We start from the raw sequence: 18,715 nt of genomic DNA, 5'->3' as shown, positions 1-18,715 counted from the left end.
AGACAAACACCATGACCCCCATGAAAAAACTACATGATTTCACCGGTTTTTCCGATAAAACCGACGATGCCATCTTTCATATGGAAAACGATTTCGGTGCCCACCACTATGAGCGCATTCAAGTGGTGGTCCGGCACGCCAGAGGCTGCTGGCTCACCGATGACAAAGGCAACAAATATCTGGACTGCCTGGCCGCCTATTCCGCAGCCAATCCCGGCCATCATCACCCGGCCATCACGGGCGCGGTCATGGATGCGCTGACCGGCCATTACGCGTCTGTGCTGTCCAATGTGGTGTTTACGGATCCCCTGGGCGTTTTTCTGTCGGAAGCGGCCCGGTTCGCGCCCCAGATGGCCCCGCGGTTCGGGAGTCACGGCAACAAGGTGCTCCCCAAAAACGGGGGCGTTGAATCCGTGGAAACCGCCATCAAAACCATGCGGTATTACGGGTTCAAGCAAAAAGGCATCCCGGACGGCAACCAGGAGATCATTGTGTTCAACAACAACTTCCACGGCCGGACCATTTCCGTGGTCTCTTTTTCCTCCTCAAAAAAATACAAAGAAGGGTTCGGTCCTTTGACCCCGGGATTCGTGTCTGTGGAATTCGGCGATCTCGATGCCGTGAAAAACGCCGTCACCCCCAACACCTGCGGCATTCTGGTGGAACCGTTCCAGGGGGAAGGGGGCATGATCATTCCGCCCAAAGGATTTCTGGCAGGGCTTCGCAAGCTGTGCGATGAAAATGATCTGCTGCTGGTGGCGGACGAAATCCAGGTGGGCATGGGACGGACCGGCAAAAAATTCTGTTTTGAGCATGAAAACATCGTGCCCGACGGCGTGATCTTAGGCAAAGCCCTGTCCGGGGGTCTGGTGCCCCTGTCCGTGTTCATCACCAATGCCGCACTCATGGACATGGTGTTCTCCAAAGGATCGGACGGGTCCACGTTCGGGGGGTATCCACTGGCCTGTGTGGCCGGAACCGCTTCTCTCAAGGTGTTTGAACAAGAAAAACTGGCAGAGCAGGCGGCCCGGAAAGGAGACATTCTCAAACAGCGGATCCAGGAAATTGCCGACCGGTCTGTTCATGTCAAAGAGGTCCGGGGCAAAGGCCTGTTCATCGGCATTGAAGTGAAAGACGGCAATGCCATGGATTTCTGCCGCAAACTGCTGAAGCTGGGCGTGGTGGTCAATGACAGCCACGGGCATACCATCCGCATCTCCCCGCCCCTGGTGATCAATGAGGAGGAAATGGATTTTCTGGTGGACCGGCTGGAAAAAGTGCTGATCGAGTAATCTGTAAATATGTCTTGACAACTTGACAGATATCTTTTAGGGTGTCCTCAAATTCATGACCCATATTGAGGACACCATGCTCAATCCCAACTCACCTGTGCCGTTGTACCACCAGCTGGCAGAGATTATTTCTGAACGGATCCGATCCGGGGAATACCCGCCCGGTCAGGCGATCCCCTCGGAAACGGCCATGGCCCGGCAGTACCATATCGGCCGCCCCACAGTGCGCCAGGCCATGGATGTGCTGGTGCACAAAAATCTGATCCTGCGCAAACGCGGTGCTGGCACTTTTGTGCAGTCTCCGGCCCCCAAAGTGGACCTGTTTTCCCTGGCCGGCACGTCCCAGGCGTTTTTCACCCGGGGTATCACCATTGAAAAAACCATTGTCACCCCGGTCACGCGGATGTCCGTGGAAAATCAGCCGGACAACCCGTTCAACCACGCATCCGCATATTTTTTGTCCCGGTTGATCCGGGCCCAGAACACCCCCGTGCTCAAGGAAGATATTTTCCTGGATCCGGAACTGTTCCGGGGTCTGGACCGTGTGGATCTGGGCACGGAGTCTTTGTCCCGGACCGTGGCTGAAAAATATCACCTGGCCCCGGAAAGCGGTACCCAGGTCTTCACGGTGGCCCCACCGGATCCGGTCACGGCCCGGTGGCTGGAACTGACGTCCGACACTCCCGTGCTCACCGTGTTCCGGGAGCTGAATTTTCCCGATGCACCCACGGCTGTTTACGGGGTGCTCTACTGCCGGACCGACCGGTTCGCCTTTTCCCAGACCATCGGGAACCTGTCATGACCCGATTTTTATCAACCTGTTGCATCAAGGAACCCCAAATCATGAAACACCGCGGTTATTACGGCGGTTTCGGCGGCGCATTTCTGCCTGAAATCCTGATTCCCACGTTTGACGAACTGGTATCCGTGTTTGAATCGGCCAAAACCGATCCCGGATTCCGGAACCAGTATGAAACCCTGATGGCGCAATATTCCGGCCGGCCCACGCCCTTGACATTCGCCGCCAACCTCACCCGACATTTTGATGGTGCAAAAATTTATATTAAGCGCGAGGACCTGAACCACACCGGGGCCCACAAAGCCAACAATGTCATGGGCCAGGGGCTTTTGGTGAAAAAAATGGGCAAAACCCGGGTGATCGCGGAAACCGGGGCCGGTCAGCACGGAGTGGCCTGCGCCACCATGGCCGCCAAATTCGGGTTTGACTGCACCATTTACATGGGGGAAAAAGATGTGATGCGCCAGCGGCCCAATGTGTTCTGGATGGAGCAGCTGGGCGCCACCGTGGTGCCGGTGACCGACGGCACCAAAATCCTCAAGGATGCCATCAACCAGGCGTTCCGGGACTGGGTGACAAATATGGACACCACCCATTATGTGCTGGGAACCGCCTGCGGCCCCCACCCGTTTCCGGAGATGGTGGCCTGGTTTCAGTCCATTATCGGCATTGAAGCCAGACAGCAGATTCTGGACCTGGAAGGCCGGCTGCCGGACCGGGTGTATGCCTGTGTGGGCGGAGGGTCCAATGCTTTGGGCCTGTTTGCCGGTTTTCTGGATGACCCTGTGGAACTGGTGGGCGTGGAGGCCGGCGGCAAAGGCATTGACACGGGATTTCATGCGGCCCGCCTGTCTTCCACCGATGCCGGTGCCGGCATTGCCCAGGGATACAAAACCTATTTTCTCCAGGATGATGACGGGCAGATGAAAGAAACCCACTCCATTTCCGCCGGCCTGGATTATGTGGGGGTATCCCCCATTCTGGCCCACATGCATGAAACCGGAACCGCCCGGTTTGAAAGCGCCACAGACGCGGAAGTGGTGGATGCCCTGAAGCTGACCATGAGATCCGAAGGCATCATCCCGGCCCTGGAATCGGCCCATGCCTTTGCCGGGGCGTTCCGGGAAGCCCCGACCCTGTCCAGAGACCAGATTATCATCATCAACCAGTCCGGCAGGGGCGACAAGGATATCTTCACAGTGGCCGACGTCCTGAACGACCCTGAATGGAAAACCTTTATTCAGACAAAGGCGGCACAATACCATGCTTGAATCCTATATCCGTGACAAACAGAAACAAAAAGACCTGCTGCTCATGACCCACATTGTCATGGGATATCCCAGTTTTGACGACAGCCATGCCATGGTGAAACACATGGTGGCGGCCGGCGTGGATTTGATGGAGCTGCAGATTCCGTTTTCCGAACCCATGGCAGACGGACCCGTGATTCTCAAGGCCAACCAGAAAGCCCTGGAGCAAGGCGCCACCGTGGCAAAATGCCTGGCATTTGCCAAAGACATGGCAGCAATATATCCCATTCCCTTTCTGTTCATGACCTATGCCAACATCCCTTACAGATTCGGCATGGCAGCGTTTGCAAAAACCACCGCAGACATCGGCCTGACCGGTGCCATTGTCCCGGATCTGCCCATGGAGGAAGGCGCGGAATACCTCCAGGCCATGAAAAAAAACCAGTTGTCTCCCATACAGATGTTTTCACCCGGTACCAGTGATGCCCGCATGGCACAGATCGCATCCATTGCTTCCGGGTTCATCTATTGTCTGGCCAGAAAAGGCGTGACCGGCGCACAGACTGATTTGTCCGATGATCTGGCCCAATACCTGGCCCGGTGCCGAAAGGCGGCTTCCGTTCCCCTGGCCGTGGGATTCGGTATCAAAGACCGGGCGGATATGGATTTTCTGGCAGGCAGGGCCGATATCGCGGTGATCGGCTCTGAAACCATCCGGGTGATGGAAAAAGGCGGTGTGGCGGCTGTCCGGGATTTTATTCAGGGACTGTCACGTTCGGCTTGACCCGGCAATCGGTTTCAGGTGTTTTTTTATTGCATCCCCAAGGGTTTTGCCATAGAATTCACGCCATCGGGTATCACCTGAAACCTTAAAACAAGAAAGGTCTGCCCATGGATGACCTGGACAACCCCAAAGAACCGTTGATTCAGAAACTGCGGGTTATCATCCGGTTCAGTGTCCGCTGCCTGGCGGTTCTGATGACCCTGGTCATTCTCTGGGGCGTGGTGGATGTGGCCTGGGAGATCTACCAGAAACTGCGCACCCCGCCGGTCATGCTCATGAGCATCAGTGACATTCTGGCCACATTCGGCGCATTCATGGCAGTGCTGATCGCCATTGAGATCTTTATCAACATCACCGTGTACCTCAGAGATGATGTCATTCATGTCAAAATTGTCATGGCCACGGCACTGATGGCCATTGCCCGAAAAGTCATCATCCTGGATTTCTCCGTGGTTACGCCGGATTACATTCTGGCCACTGCGGCCCTGGTGTTTGCCATGGGTTTCGGATACTGGCTGGTGGTCAAAAACGCCGACGCCCGGTCGGTGTTGCACAGCGAAGCGGAAAAATGCTTTGAAAATCCGGATCATTGTAAAATGGAAGGGGTGGATAAAAAGCTGTGATCGCCGGCCGGATATGTGATGTGAAACAGTTCTGCCTGCCCGGCGTGGATTTCAGCAGGCTGGCGTTTATGGATCTGCTCTGTGATCTGGACCTGGGCGTGCTCATGACCGACGACAAAGGCATCCTGATTTTTTACAATGAGGTCCAGGCCACCATCGACAAGATGGACCCGGCCGATGTCCTGGGCAAACCCATCACCCAGGTTTATAAATACAACAATGACTCTTCCACCTGCATGCGGGTACTCAAACACGGCAAGCCCATCATCAACTATGCGCTGTCCTACCGGTCGCATAATGCCGATGTGGGCAATACCATTCACAGCGTATTTCCTTTGTTTCACAAACAAAAGATCTTTGCCACCATCTGTTTTGTAAAAGATTACAATATTCTGGAACGGTCCATTCCGGCTTTTCTGTCTCCCAAAAACAATCAGCGCTTTGCGGACGGCACCCACTATACATTTGCCAGCATTATCGGATCCGACCCCGGGTTCGTGGATGCGGTAAAAACCGCCAAGATGGCCGGAAATTCGCCGTCTCCGGTCATGCTCTACGGTGAGACCGGCACGGGCAAGGAATTGTTTGCCCAGGCCATCCACAATTTTTATTATGGAAAAAAGGGCCATTATGTGGATATCAATTGTGCGGCCATCCCTGAAAATCTGATTGAAGGGCTGCTTTTCGGCACGGCAAAAGGGGCCTATACCGGTGCTGTGGACCGGGCCGGACTTTTTGAACAGGCCAACGGGGGCACCATTTTCCTGGATGAAATCAACTCCATGCCCCTGCATTTACAGGGCAAACTGCTGCGGGTGCTCCAGGAAAAAAAGCTGCGACGGGTGGGATCGCTCAAAACCATCGATCTGGACGTAAAAATCATCTCCTCCCTGAACCAGTCTCCCCGGGACCTGATCCGATCCGGGGTCTTTCGCATGGATCTTTTTTATCGCTTAGGCGTGATATACATCAAGCTGCCGGCCCTGCGGGACCGGCGCCCGGACATTGAAGAGCTTGGACGTCATTTTCTGCAAAAATACAATACCCAGCTGGGCAAATCCCTTCAAAACATCGCCCCGGAGGTGATTGATTTTTTCTGGCAGTATCCCTGGCCGGGCAATGTCCGGGAACTGGAACATGTGATTGAAAGTGCCGTCAATTTCGCCGGCAGAGATGAAACCCGTCTCAAACTGGAGCATTGTTATTTTGCCAATATTCTGGAACAGGACCCCCCCCATTCACCGTCACCGGATCCGACACCGGCGGATGATTCTCATCAACCTGAATCATCCGCTTTACCGGCAAATCTCGATCTGTGCACCGCGCTCAAAACTCTGGAAAAAAAAATGATCATCCAGGCCCTGGAACAATCCAGCGGCAATGTGGCCGGGGCAGCCAGGCGCCTGGGCATTTCCCGTCAGCTGCTGGGCAGCAAAATATCCAGGCTGCGGCTTCGCCACTTTCTGGCTGAGATTAAACACAAAAATATGTAAAACAGGTTTGCTTTGTAAATTATATTTTACAAAACCGCAAATATATTTTCCCTCCTTTGATTTCTTTTTTTTTCGCTTATTTTTTGATCGCCTGATCTATAAAGGCGTTGCAGGCCCATGCGGCTGCCCGGCACACAAATTGCTCAAAGCAAAAGCCAGCGATACAATAAAGGATGTCAACACAACCATTTAATTGAAGGAGAAAATCATGTCGGAAGTGTCCAAAAAAATCGATCACAGCCTGATGTGGCCCGGGGTTATCGTCACGGGTATTATCGGTCTGCTCCTGTCCTTGTTCCCGGAATCGGGACGGGCTGTGGTAGATACCCTGTTTGCCATACTCACCCACAATTTCAAATGGCTTTTCCTGATGTTCGGCCTGTTCTGCGTCCTTTTTCTGGTCTGGCTGGGCCTGTCCCGATGGGGGAACATCAAACTGGGAGCGCCTGATGACACGCCTGAATTTTCCACCTATACCTGGGCTGCCATGATTTTCTGCGCCGGCATCGGCATCGCCATTGTGTACTGGGCATTCATCGAACCGGTCTATTATTTGAATTCCGGCATGCTGCATGTGGACCCCGACACCCAGAAAGGGCTGATCGGTGAACTGGCCGGGATGTACGGGCAGTTTCACTGGGGCATCACACCATGGGCCATCTATGCGTTGCCCACCTTTCCCATTGCCTATGCCATTCATGTGAAAAAAATTCCGGCCCTGCGGCTTTCCGCTGCCTGCCGCGGCATCATCGGTAACCGGGCTGACGGTCCTCTGGGAAAACTGATTGACATCGTGGTCATCTTTGCCATGATCGGCGGCATCGGCACCAGCCTGGGCCTTGCCGTTCCTTTAGGCACGGCACTGATCAGCGAAATCACTGGTCTGCCCCCCTCTTTTTCCCTCCAGATCATCGTCCTCATCGTCTGGACGGCCCTGTTCACGGTAACGGTCTGGGCCGGCCTGAAAAAGGGCATTGCCAGACTGGCCGACCTCAACACCTATATTGCCTATTTTCTGCTGCTTTATGTTTTCATCATCGGACCCACCACCTTTATCCTCAACAACTGGTGCAACTCTTTAGGGCTGATGTTCTCTGATTTCTTCAAACTCAGCCTGTGGACCGATCCCATTACCAACGGCGGCTTTCCTGAAGGCTGGACCGTGTTCTACTGGGCCTGGTGGGTGGCATATGCCCCCATGGTGGGTCTGTTTGTGGCCAGAATTTCCAAAGGACGGACCATCCGCCAGGTGGTCTTTGGCGAACTGGTGTTCGGGTCTCTGGGCTGCTGGATTTTCTTTGCCATCTGGGGCGGGTACGCCATCAATCTGCAGACCTCGGGCGCCCTGGATGTGTATACGATTCTCAAAGAATCCGGCTGGTCCAACAATGTCACCATCGTGGCCATTCTCAATGCCATGCCCGGCGGCAAATACATCTTTATCCCGGTGTTCACCATTCTATGCTCCATTTTTCTGGCCACCACCCTGAACTCGGCTGCCTACACCCTGTCATCCCAGGTGACCATAAATCTTTCCGGTGATGAGGAACCGCCCCGCTGGAACCGAACCCTCTGGGGTATCATTCTGGGACTCCTGGCCCTGGGACTGCTTTCTACCGGCGCACTCAAGGCGGTGCAGCTCTCCTCCATTGTGGTGGCCCTGCCGTTGATTCCGGTACTGCTGCTCATGGTCTTCTCGCTGATGAAATGGCTTAAAGAGGATTACGGAGAAATTTTGAAAACAAATGTCCAGGCACTGCCTCCTGAAAAGATCAAACCCGCCGTTTAGGCGGATCAAAGGAAAACATCATGATTATCGAGCAACAAGCATCCGCTGCCATATTAAAGCAGGCAACGGCATTGGGCGCCAGCCTGGTTGGGATCGCCCGGGTGGAAGATCTCAGATCCGCGCCTTCTTTCACTTTTGCGCCGAAAATGCCCCATGCCGGAGAAGGCATCGGGACCCGGAAAACCGATTCCGGCTTGAAACCCGGAGAAGCGGCATGGCCTGAAAATGCAAAATCAGTGATTGTCATTGCGGTGAACCATCCTGCAGACGAACCCGAGATGGACTGGTGGTTCGGCCGGAAAGATCCGCCGGGCAACCGCATCCTGGCAAAGATCTGCCGGGACCTGTGCCCCTGGATCGAAAAAACCTTCGGCATCCAGACCGTGCACCTGCCCTATCACGTGGAAAAGGGCGGCACCTATCTCAAAGATGCCGCGGTCATGGCAGGCCTTGGCTGTATCGGCAAAAACAATATTCTGATCACCCCTGAATTCGGTCCCCGGGTGCGGCTCCGGGCCCTGACCGTGAATGCAGACCTGATCGCTACCGGCCCCAGGCAGTTTGATCCCTGTAAAAACTGTCAGGAATTCTGTCGAAAGGCCTGTCCTCAAAATGCTTTTGCCACCCAGCAGTACACGGAAGCGGAATATGGACAAAAAATCCTTCCGGGACGGGACGGCAGCTACAGCCGCCCTTTTTGCAACATGCAGATGGAACAAGACAATGACGCGGCAAAAGAACAGCGGGTTGACGGGTTTGACGACCCTGTGAAAATCATCAAATACTGCCGCAGATGTGAGCTGGCCTGCCCGGTGGGAAAACCGGTCAAATCTTCGGACACCCATTGACGCTGGATAATAACCACCTCTTCATCCCGGCCCGGAGCTGTCTTCCGGGCCGGGATGGCGGGGCCGCCGGGTGTTTCCTTCGTTTGATTATGCGGTCAGCCGGTCTTTGAGTCCGGATCGGCGCAGGCGGGTGCGGTTGTTTTCAAACGCGGTGTGCACGGCCCGGGAGGATCCCACCAGGATCACCAGGTGTTTGCCCCGGGTCAGGGCCGTGTAGAGCAGGTTGCGCTGGAGCAGGGGAAAATGGGCCATGGTCAAAGCGATGATCACGGCCCCGTATTCCGAGCCCTGGGACTTGTGCACGGAAACGGCATAAGCCAGGGTGAGTTCGTCCAGATCCAGCAGGTCATAGGTCACACTGCGGCCGTCATAGTCCACCACCAGGGTCCCGTCCGCCCTGGACACTTCAGTGACCTGGCCGATATCGCCGTTGAACACCTCTTTTTCATAATTATTTTTCAAATGCATCACCTTGTCCCCGGACCGGAACGTGATGCCATGGCTGTCGATCCCGCCTTTGCCCGGATTGAGGACAGCCTGGAGCTGCTGGTTAAGATTGATGGTGCCGGCCTCGCCCCGGTGCATGGGGGTTAAGACCTGAAAATCGGTAATATGAGGAAAGGTCCTGGGAATCCGGTTGGCGCACAGTTCTATAATGGTGGCCACCACTTTGTCGCTGTGCTGGTTTTCAATAAAATAAAACTCTGACAGCCCCTGTTCTTCCCTGGCTTTGAAATCAGGCATTTGCCCGTTCCGGATATCGTGGGCATGGCGCACGATGGGACTTTTCTGGGCCTGGCGGAAAATTTTGGTCAGCGCAAACACCCGGACCCGGCCTGAATCCATGATATCGGACAGCACATTGCCCGGTCCCACGGACGGCAGCTGAAACGTGTCTCCCACCAGAATGAGACTGGCACCTGCCGGCATGGCCTGGAGCAAATGATACATCAAAAGGGTATCCACCATGCTGGCCTCATCCACCACCATCACATCCAGGTTCAAGGGATTGGTGTAATTGTGTTCCACCGTGCCCTGATCCGTATCAAATCCCAGCAGCTTGTGCAGGGTAAACGCTTTGTTGCCCGTGGTTTCGGAAAGGCGCCGGGCGGCCCGGCCCGTGGGGGCTGCCAAAACCACGGTGAGACGAAGCTGTTTGAACACCTGGCACAACGCGCGCACCAGGGTGGTCTTGCCCGTACCCGGACCCCCGGTGATCACGGATATTTTCCGGGTCATCATCTGGCACACCACCTCCAGCTGCTCATCGGACAATTTCACGGCCATGCCGGACAGCACCTGGTCCAGAATCTCCTCCTGACTGATCTGCGGTTCCGGCGCCGGCATGGTTAAAAGGGCATTGATCCGGTCAGCGATTCCTTTTTCCGCTGCATACAGGCGGGTCAGATAGATACGTTCTTCCCAGATCCGGATCTCTTTGCTGCCGGCAAGGGTTTCCAGGGCCGGGGCAAACAGGTCTGCATCCACCCCGGCCAGGCGGGCGCAGGCAGAAAAAAGTTCCTCTTTCAGGGCATAGACATGGCCGTCCGATTCAAAGGTCAGCAGCTGGCAGAGCAGACAGGCGGCCAGACGGGCAGGGTCGGTTTTTTCAACCCCTTTGGCCCGGGCCACGGCATCGGCGGCCGCAAACCCAATCACCGGGATATCGATGGCAATGCGGAACGGATCGGTTTCCAGAACGGTCATGGCACCGGCCCCATAGGTTTTGAGGATCAGGCCGGCATGGGCCACATTCACGTTGTTTTCCTGGAGAAACTGCATAACCCGGCGCACGGCGTGATGGGTGTTCCAGGATTTGACAATCATCTGCTGTTTGCCCTTGCCGATACCTGCAACTTCCCGCAGTTTTTCCGGCTGATTTTCGATGATCTCCAGGGTCTGGTCCTGGAACCGGTCCACGATGCGGTCTGCCAGGGATCTGCTGATCCCCTTGATCATGCCGGAGCCCAGGTATCTGCGGATACCGGAGATTGTGGCCGGCAGGGTGACTTCATAGGTTTCCGCTTTGAACTGATCCCCGTATTTGGGATGGGACGCCCACTGGCCTTTCAGGGTCAGGGTCTCGCCTTCAGCCACCCCGGCCAGATATCCCACCACGGTGATGGGGTCCTGGATCTTTTCCACCTGGATCCGGCACACGGTGTACTGGTTGTCCGGGTTCTGGTATGTCAGGCGGGACAGCACCCCTTTGATGGTGATCATGGGACGGAATGCCCGGGTTGGTGGGTGATCCAGTGGGCAGCCGCCATCAGGTTCTCTGCGAAATAATCCGGCGGTTCGCCCTGGTCGGTCAATTTTTCAAATGCCTGTTTGCCGTTTCCCGTGGCCACCAGCACGGCCTTGCCGCACCCCGCGTTCCGGGCCGCCTGAATATCTTTGACACTGTCGCCCACAAACAGGGATCGGGACAGATCGATGTCATACCGGGCCTTTGCCTGATATATCAATTCCGGCTTTGGTTTACGGCAGTCACATCCGGCATCCGGGGTGTGGGGACACAAAAATATATCCAGGATCCGGCCTCCGGCCGCAGCAATCCCCTGGTGCATTTTATCAAAAATCAAATCCAGGGTCTGCCGGGTGACCATGTTTCTGCCGATAATGGACTGATTGGTGATGACAATGATGTCAAATCCATACCGGTTCAGCCTTGCAATGGCCCGGCGGCTGCCCGGAATGAAATGAAATTCAGACGGGTGCTTGATATATTCAGGCGAATCCTGATTGATCACCCCGTCCCGGTCCAGAAATACCACGGCTGCCATACGGCTACTCCGCCACGGCAAAGGCCTGGGCAAACCCGTCATTTTTCAAAAGATTGTCTCTGAACCGTTCGGCATCCTTGAGACTGGAAAACCGGCCGATGCGGACCCGGTAGAACCGGCCCCGGTGATCCTCATGCACCATAATATGGGCGTTGAGATAGGATTTGGACAATTTTTCCCTGAACCGGTCGGCATTGGCTTTTTCCTGGAACGCACCCACCTGCACCGTGAAATTGCCGGTCCAGTAGTCCAGTTCCCTGAATGCCACGGGCTCTTTTTCAGCATATCGGGTCGCGGCCCCCAGGGCGGTCACCCGGACCCGGGCTGTTCCCGGCCCCGTCATGCCGATCTTTCTGGCTCCGGTATAGGACAGATCAATGATCCGGCCCGTGACAAACGGTCCCCGGTCATTGATGCGCACTTTGATTTTTTGGTTGTTATCCAGATTGTGGACCGCCACCCAGGTGCTCATGGGCAGGGTCTTGTGGGCCGCGGTCATGGCATACATGTCATAGGTCTCACCATTGGCGGTTTTCCGGCCATGAAATTTTTTGCCGTACCAGGAGGCAATGCCGGTCTCGGAAAACCCGTGGGCACTGGCAATGGGGGTATAATGCTTGCCCAGGACTTTATAGGGCCGCTGGGTGGCAGAAATTTTTCCTGAATCTTTCCGGGAGGAAGGCGCCGGGCGTTTATCCGGCAGGTCCAGATCAATGGATTTGGCACATCCGGCACTTACGGCACAGAACAAACACAGGCACACCAGCCGGATGCCGATACCCAACACCAGGGGATATTTTTTTTCATAAGTCAAAGGCATGTAAAATAATGTCTTCCATTTTATCGGTAAACGTAAAATTCATCTGATCCTGGATATGCCTTGGCACATCCTCCATGTCTTTTTGATTCCATAACGGAAGAATCACGGATTTGACACCGGCCCGGTGGGCGGCTATGATTTTTTCCTTGATCCCGCCCACGGGCAGCACTTCTCCCCGAAGGGTGATTTCCCCGGTCATGGCTGTGCGGGGCCGTACTTTCCGGCCGGTGACCAGAGATACCAGCGCCACCAGCAGGGTAACCCCGGCAGACGGTCCATCCTTGGGAATGGATCCGGCCGGCACATGGACATGGATATCATGGGTATCAAAAAATGTATCTTCCACCCCCAGTTTTCCAGCATGGGACCGGATAAAACTTAACGCCGTGGCAGCGGATTCCTTCATCACATCTCCCAGCTGGCCCGTGAGGGTCAACTCCTTGCCCCCTTTCATGGCCACGGCTTCCACAAACAGAATTTCCCCGCCCACCGGGGTCCAGGCCAGACCCACCACCACACCGGGGGTGTGAATGCGCAGGGCCAGATCCGGAGAATACTGCACCGGCCCCAGATATTCATGCAGATCATCCTGGCGGATCACCAGATGAACGGCCTGTGCTTCAGCGATTTTTGTAGCTACCCCCCGACACACCGTGCCGATCCGGCGTTCCAGATTCCGCAACCCCGATTCCCGGGTATACCCGGAAATGATTTTTTTAACGGCCCCGGGCGTGAACCGGATCTGTCCGGCGGTCAGCCCATGGGCATCCCGTTGTCTGGGAATCAGATACCGGGTGGCGATCTTGTGTTTCTCATCCTCGGTGTACCCGTTGAGTTCCAGCACTTCCATGCGGTCCCGCAACGGGGCAGGAATGGTGTGCATCACATTGGCCGTGGTCAGAAACATGACATCCGACAGATCAAACGCCACATCCAGGTAGTGATCGGTGAATGAATCATTCTGTTCCGGATCCAGCACCTCCAGCAAAGCCGCGGATGGATCTCCCCGATAGGAAGAATCCAGCTTGTCGATTTCATCGAGCATGAACACGGGATTTTTTTTTCCGGCTTTCCGAATATTCTGGATGATCCGGCCGGGAAGAGCCCCCACATAGGTTCTGCGGTGTCCCCGGATCTCAGCCTCATCCCGAACGCCTCCCAAAGAAATCCGGACAAATTCCCGGCCCAGCGCCCTTGCAATGGACCGGCCCAGCGAAGTTTTCCCCGTACCCGGGGGACCCGTGAAGCACAGAATCGGGCCTTTGGAGTTTTTCTTGAGTTTTCGCACGGCCAGAAATTCTAAAATTCGCTTTTTGGGCTTTTCCAGTCCATAATGATCCTGATTCAAGATACGCCGGGCGGACTTGATATCCAGCACATCTTTGGATGCCTCGTGCCAGGGCAGGCTGGTGAGCCAGTCCAGGTAGGTGGAAGCCACCACATATTCCGACGATGAGGGATTCATGCGGGACAGGCGCTGCAATTCTCTCTGGGCTTCTTTTTCCGCCTCTTCCGGCAGACGGCTTTCCTGGATCACTGCCCGGTATTCACGGATTTCCACGCTGTCACTGTCGGTTTCCCCCAGCTCTTCCCGGATGGCTTTGAGCTGCCGGCGCAGATAATATTCCCGCTGCTGTTTGTCCATGTCTTCCTTGACCTGGTTCTGAATCCGGGAGCCCATTTCCAGAATTTCCAGCTGATCATTGACCAGGCGGGTGACTTTTTTCAACCGCTGGTTGACATTGAGCATTTCCAGCACTTTCTGCTTTTCTTCCACGGGCGCGTTAATGGAGGACGCGACCATATCCGCCAGCACATTGGGTTCTTTCAGGGATTTGATCATATGGGCCATCTCTCCGGGCAGTCCGGGAGACAGATTGACGATTTTTTCGTACTGTTCAGCGATATTGGCCATGAGTGCCCGGTTTTCCACACTCCGATCCTGGTTTTTGCAGGTCAGCACCTCGATATTTGCCTGAAGATAAGGTTTGCCCTGTAAAAACTGCACGGTCTTGAACCGGTTCAGCCCCTGAATGAGCAGTTGGGCTTTTTCATCCTTCATTTTGGACATTTTCAGAATCATGGCCACGGTACCGATGCGAAACAGATCCTCGGCCCGGTGTTTTGACCCCGGGTCCGGTTTTCGGGAAAGAATCAGGCCCAGCATGCGGGAGCCGGCCATGGCTTCATCAATCAGATCAATCGCCTCTTTCTGGACCAATACCAGAGGCAGCACCATTTTGGGAAACAGGTTGGTATCCACAATGGGAAGGATGGGAATTTTACCGGGAATATCATTGGTGGAGATGGCAGCGGCTGAATGTCTGATGTCATCCATGTCTTATCCTTTGTGAATGAACAGAAATGCTAGATAAAATCCATGGACAGATCATGTGCCGGTTTCATATTCTGTGAAAATAATTTGCCCAGGGTCAGTTGAAGAAAACCGTTGTTAAAAACTGCAGAGACTTTTTCCACATCGATCATGCAGGGAAGGTACAGGACTCGTTCGAACTGACCGAACTGAATTTCAGCCAGCCGATAGGTGGCTGCGGGATCCAGACGGGCATTTTTTCTGATTCCGGAAATTTTGACTGCTTTGTTGCTGACTTCAATAATAATATCCTCTTTTTGCACCCCGGCGATCTCCGCCTGGATAATGATCTGATTTTGGGTCTCAAAAATATCCATCTGGGGTTTCCAGATCCGTTTTGAAAAACAGAACATGGGATTTACGGACTGAAACATGTCTTGAAAGGATCTTTCATCGGTATCGTACGTACCAAGGTTGCTGCCGAAACGAATTTCTATATGTTCCATAAAAAGCTCCTGCAGAGGGTGTTCTTATGATCGTATGACCATCAGTAAAGATATCATCCGGCCATAAAATTGTAAAGCGCAATAAAAATATTCCCATACCAGGGTCTTGAAATCCCGGTCCATGGGTGATATTGGACGGACATGGATCCGGAAAAAATCAAAAAGGAAATGCCAGCCGACGGACTGATTTAACAATTATGCACATGTGGTCCCTTTATTTTCCAGCGCTGGTGAGCGGCCTGATGCTGACCTTGAGTTTTCCGGACGTGTATATGTACGGCCTGGGATTCATCGCCCTGGCCCCTCTGATCTTCTCTCTGGAGACCCTGACGGCCCGGCAGGGATTTGTTGCCGGATTTGCCGCGGGATTCGTTCATTTCTCCACCCTGATTTACTGGATTGTTCCCACCTTGTGCACATTCGGCGGACTACATCCGGTTTTGTCCGTGTCGGCCCTGATTCTTCTGTGCCTGTATCTGTCTGTCTATCCGGCCCTTTTTGCCTTTGGCCTCAAAAAACTGGCCCCGCCACCCGTATTAATGCCGCCGGCTGCGGCCGCCATCTGGATCGGGCTTGAATGGGTGCGGACCTATCTGTTCACCGGGTTTCCCTGGGGCATTTTAGGCTACAGCCAGGCGGAAAACCGATGGATTGTGCAGATCGCGGACATGACCGGGGTGATGGGCATCTCTTTTCTTCTGGTCCTGTGCAGTGCCGTGGCCGCACAGACATGGCGATATCTTGTGACACGCCGGCGATCCGGACATTCTGCGGCATTGATCCCGGTGGCCGTCAGCGCCGGATACACCTGTCTGCTTCTGGCCGGGGCGTATGGATATTCAATGTATCGACTTGCCGATGTACAGAAAAAAATGGCCCGGGCTTCGGTCACCCGCCTGGCCATCATTCAGGGAAACATCCGGCAGGACATGAAATGGGACATGGCGTTCCGCCTGGCCACCATCGAAAAATACGGCACATTGTCCCTTGAGGCGGCCCAATTTCAACCGGACCTGATCATCTGGCCGGAAACCGCTCTGCCGTTTTATTACGGCCATAACACCGCGCTTTCCAATCAGGTGGACCCGTATATCCGGCAGGCCGGCACCCATTTTCTCATCGGCACCCCGGCCGTGGACACGGCCCATGATCCGGTCCGATATTTCAACCGGGTGGTGATGCTCGATCACCTGGCTTTGCCCAGAGGCGTGTATGACAAAACCCATCTGGTGCCGTTCGGTGAATATGTCCCGTTCCAGGACCTGCTGTTTTTCATTGAAAAACTGACGGCTGAAGCTGGTAATTTTTCCAGAGGAGATCCGGCATTCACTCCTCTGACGTTCAAAAATCATCACACCGGGGTGCTGATCTGTTTTGAGATCCTGTTTCCGGACATTTCACGCGCGTTTGTCCAAAACCGGGCCGATCTGCTGACCACGGTAACCAACGATGCCTGGTTCGGACACACATCCGCAGCATCCCAGCATTTTGCCATTGCCGTGCTCCGGGCCGTGGAAAACCGCCGGAGCGTGGCCCGGGCCGCCAACACCGGGATTTCCGGGTTCATCGACCCCACCGGCCGGGTGCGGCAATCCACCCCTGTTTTTACCGATGCCGTGATCCTGCAAACCCTTCCGGCCATGACGTCTTTGAGCGTTTACACCCGTTTCGGGGATCTGTTCACCCTGATCTGTGTTATTGCAATCATCCCGGGTTTTATGGTAAAAACCTGTCAATATATGAAAAGGAGATATCAGCCATGAATACTGACTTAAAACAAACCCTGTCTGCATTAACTGCCAAAGCTGACCGCCTCAAGGAGTATCTTTGACCTGCCGGTCAAAGAAAAACGATTAAAAGAACTGGAATTCTTCAGTGCCCGGCCTGATTTCTGGGATGATCCGGACAAAGCCACTGAAATGCTCAAGGAACAGACCCGGCTTTCCGATCTGATCGAGCATTGCAACCATCTTGGCAATGAAATTGAAGACGCCCGCATGCTGCTGGAAATGGCCCATGAGGAAGAAGACAAAGAAGCGGAAGCGGACGTGGCACGGCAACTGGCCGACATTGAAAAGAAAATCAAACAGTTTTCCCTGGACATCACCCTGGACCATGAAGACGATGCCAGGGATGCCCTGGTATCCATCAATGCCGGTGCCGGGGGTACGGATTCCCAGGACTGGGCCGAAATACTGTTCCGCATGTATTCCCGGTGGATCGATAAAAAAGGGTATAAAATGACCCTGATCGACTTGCAGCCCGGAGATGAGGCCGGTATCAAAGGGGTCACCTTCAAAGTGGCGGGAAAAAATTGCTTCGGGTTCATGAAAGTGGAATCCGGGGTCCACCGGCTGGTGCGCATCTCCCCGTTCAATGCCGGGGGCAAGCGCCACACTTCATTTGCTTCGGTATTTGTGTATCCGGATATCAAAGATGACATCCAGATCGATATCGAAGACAAAGACCTGCGCATCGATGTGTTCCGGGCATCCGGGGCCGGGGGCCAGCACGTGAACAAGACCAGCTCGGCTGTGCGCATCACCCATCTGCCCTCCGGCACCGTGGTCCAGTGCCAGCAGGAACCGTCCCAGCACCGGAACAAGGAGATTGCCATGAAGGTGCTGAAATCCCGGCTCTACCAGCAGGAAAAACAAAAGCAGGATCAGAAGATGCAGTCGCTGCACGACGGCAAGGACGACATCGCCTGGGGCAGTCAGATCCGGTCCTATGTGCTGCATCCCTACCGCATGATCAAGGACCACCGCACGGATCATGAGATCGGGGATGTGGACCGGGTTCTGGACGGGGATCTGGATGAACTCATCGAAGGGGTATTGATGTCCTGACCATGGACCCCATGGCCGTTATTGAAAAATATTATCCCGCCGGATCCCCGCTGCACTGCATCCTGGTAGATCACAGCCGGCAGGTGGCAGAAAAAAGCCTGGAAATCGCCCGGAACCTGGCGGATCCGGACCTGGATCTTTTGTTTATCAAACAGGCCGCCCTGCTCCATGACATCGGCATCTTTTTAACCACCTCCCCGAAACTCGGCTGCACCGGGGAGGCACCCTATGTGTGTCATGGATATCTGGGCCGGGAACTGCTGGACAGCGAAGGCCTGGATCCGGCTTACGGCCGGGTGGCCGAACGGCACACCGGAGCCGGTATCAGCCTGGACACCATTAACCGCCACAATTTGCCCCTGCCCCGGCGGGACATGGTGCCGGTCACCCCGGCAGAAAAAATCATCTGCTGTGCAGACAAATTTTTTTCCAAAACCGGTCCGGCCCGGCACCGGCCCAGGACCGTGCCCCAGATCCTGGCGGACTTAAACGCCATCGATCCGGCCCATGCCCGCCGGTTTGCCCGGTGGGCACAGGAATTCAGACTGTAAAAAAGGCAATT

At 54.7% G+C, this 18,715-nt stretch carries 16 protein-coding genes; 11 read left to right on the top strand and 5 right to left on the bottom strand.

All coding sequences use genetic code 11. From position 1 onward, the window contains the following. Positions 1-11 precede the first annotated feature (11 nt). The 8 genes from K365_RS0125115 (at position 12) to K365_RS0125080 (ending at position 8,878) form a co-directional block, all read left to right on the top strand. A complete protein-coding gene (locus K365_RS0125115) occupies positions 12-1,292 on the top strand; it encodes an aspartate aminotransferase family protein (RefSeq protein WP_006966726.1) in 1,281 nt (426 codons plus the stop codon). A 55-nt stretch (positions 1,293-1,347) separates the two neighbouring features. Further along, on the top strand, positions 1,348-2,094 hold the full coding sequence (locus K365_RS0125110) for a GntR family transcriptional regulator (RefSeq protein ID WP_006966727.1): 747 nt from the start codon (positions 1,348-1,350) through the stop codon (positions 2,092-2,094). A 41-nt stretch (positions 2,095-2,135) separates the two neighbouring features. Then, positions 2,136-3,362, top strand: coding sequence for a tryptophan synthase subunit beta (gene trpB / locus K365_RS0125105; protein ID WP_024336814.1), 1,227 nt, complete (start codon positions 2,136-2,138; stop codon positions 3,360-3,362). Further along, positions 3,355-4,125 carry a tryptophan synthase subunit alpha gene (gene trpA, locus K365_RS0125100; protein WP_024336813.1) on the top strand — a complete coding sequence of 257 codons (771 nt, stop codon included), beginning with the start codon at positions 3,355-3,357 and terminating at the stop codon, positions 4,123-4,125. Before trpB ends, trpA begins: the two co-directional genes overlap by 8 nt. 107 nt (positions 4,126-4,232) lie before the next feature. Further along, entirely contained in the window at positions 4,233-4,748 is a 516-nt protein-coding gene (locus K365_RS0125095; protein WP_006966734.1) for a phosphate-starvation-inducible PsiE family protein, read from the top strand. Positions 4,749-4,768: 20 nt separating this feature from the next. Continuing rightward, complete coding sequence (locus tag K365_RS0125090) at positions 4,769-6,241, top strand: sigma-54 interaction domain-containing protein (RefSeq protein WP_236609966.1); 1,473 nt, start codon at positions 4,769-4,771, stop codon at positions 6,239-6,241. A gap of 208 nt (positions 6,242-6,449) precedes the next feature. Continuing rightward, positions 6,450-8,030: a BCCT family transporter gene (locus K365_RS0125085; RefSeq protein WP_006966738.1), complete on the top strand. Its 1,581-nt coding sequence runs from the start codon at positions 6,450-6,452 to the stop codon at positions 8,028-8,030. Positions 8,031-8,050: 20 nt separating this feature from the next. Further along, a complete protein-coding gene (locus tag K365_RS0125080) occupies positions 8,051-8,878 on the top strand; it encodes an epoxyqueuosine reductase (RefSeq protein ID WP_024336812.1) in 828 nt (275 codons plus the stop codon). 87 nt (positions 8,879-8,965) lie between these two features. Here the strand turns inward: K365_RS0125080 and recD2 are convergent, their stop codons facing one another. The 5 genes from recD2 to K365_RS0125055 are packed head-to-tail and all read right to left on the bottom strand — an operon-like array spanning position 8,966 to position 15,304. Then, positions 8,966-11,101, bottom strand: coding sequence for an SF1B family DNA helicase RecD2 (gene recD2, locus K365_RS0125075; protein WP_006966742.1), 2,136 nt, complete (start codon positions 11,099-11,101; stop codon positions 8,966-8,968). Beyond that, positions 11,098-11,664, bottom strand: a complete 567-nt coding sequence (gmhB, locus tag K365_RS0125070; RefSeq protein WP_006966744.1) for a D-glycero-beta-D-manno-heptose 1,7-bisphosphate 7-phosphatase — start codon at positions 11,662-11,664, stop codon at positions 11,098-11,100. Before gmhB ends, recD2 begins: the two co-directional genes overlap by 4 nt. Positions 11,665-11,668: 4 nt before the next feature. Further along, positions 11,669-12,484, bottom strand: a complete 816-nt coding sequence (locus K365_RS0125065; RefSeq protein ID WP_024336811.1) for a septal ring lytic transglycosylase RlpA family protein — start codon at positions 12,482-12,484, stop codon at positions 11,669-11,671. Next, positions 12,468-14,822, bottom strand: a complete 2,355-nt coding sequence (gene lon, locus K365_RS0125060) for an endopeptidase La (RefSeq protein ID WP_006966746.1) — start codon at positions 14,820-14,822, stop codon at positions 12,468-12,470. Before lon ends, K365_RS0125065 begins: the two co-directional genes overlap by 17 nt. A gap of 29 nt (positions 14,823-14,851) precedes the next feature. Continuing rightward, complete coding sequence (locus K365_RS0125055) at positions 14,852-15,304, bottom strand: Hsp20/alpha crystallin family protein (RefSeq protein WP_006966747.1); 453 nt, start codon at positions 15,302-15,304, stop codon at positions 14,852-14,854. A gap of 197 nt (positions 15,305-15,501) precedes the next feature. Between K365_RS0125055 and lnt the strand changes: the two genes are divergently transcribed. The 3 genes from lnt to K365_RS0125040 all read left to right on the top strand — a co-directional run bounded on the left by lnt (position 15,502) and on the right by K365_RS0125040 (position 18,704). Continuing rightward, the gene (lnt, locus tag K365_RS0125050) at positions 15,502-17,067 is read left to right on the top strand and encodes an apolipoprotein N-acyltransferase (RefSeq protein WP_006966748.1); all 1,566 of its coding nucleotides are present in this window, start codon (positions 15,502-15,504) and stop codon (positions 17,065-17,067) included. Continuing rightward, a protein-coding gene (gene prfB / locus K365_RS0125045; RefSeq protein WP_201765631.1) for a peptide chain release factor 2 occupies positions 17,064-18,153 on the top strand; the annotation gives its coding sequence in 2 pieces (ribosomal slippage) (positions 17,064-17,132 and positions 17,134-18,153; 1,089 coding nt in all). Before lnt ends, prfB begins: the two co-directional genes overlap by 4 nt. Positions 18,154-18,164: 11 nt before the next feature. Continuing rightward, positions 18,165-18,704, top strand: coding sequence for an HD domain-containing protein (locus tag K365_RS0125040; RefSeq protein ID WP_245569312.1), 540 nt, complete (start codon positions 18,165-18,167; stop codon positions 18,702-18,704). Positions 18,705-18,715 lie beyond the last annotated feature (11 nt).

Origin of the sequence: Desulfotignum balticum DSM 7044 (genome assembly GCF_000421285.1) — a bacterium.
GTDB lineage: Bacteria > Desulfobacterota > Desulfobacteria > Desulfobacterales > Desulfobacteraceae > Desulfotignum > Desulfotignum balticum.
This window is presented reverse-complemented; position numbering and strand designations above follow the sequence as displayed.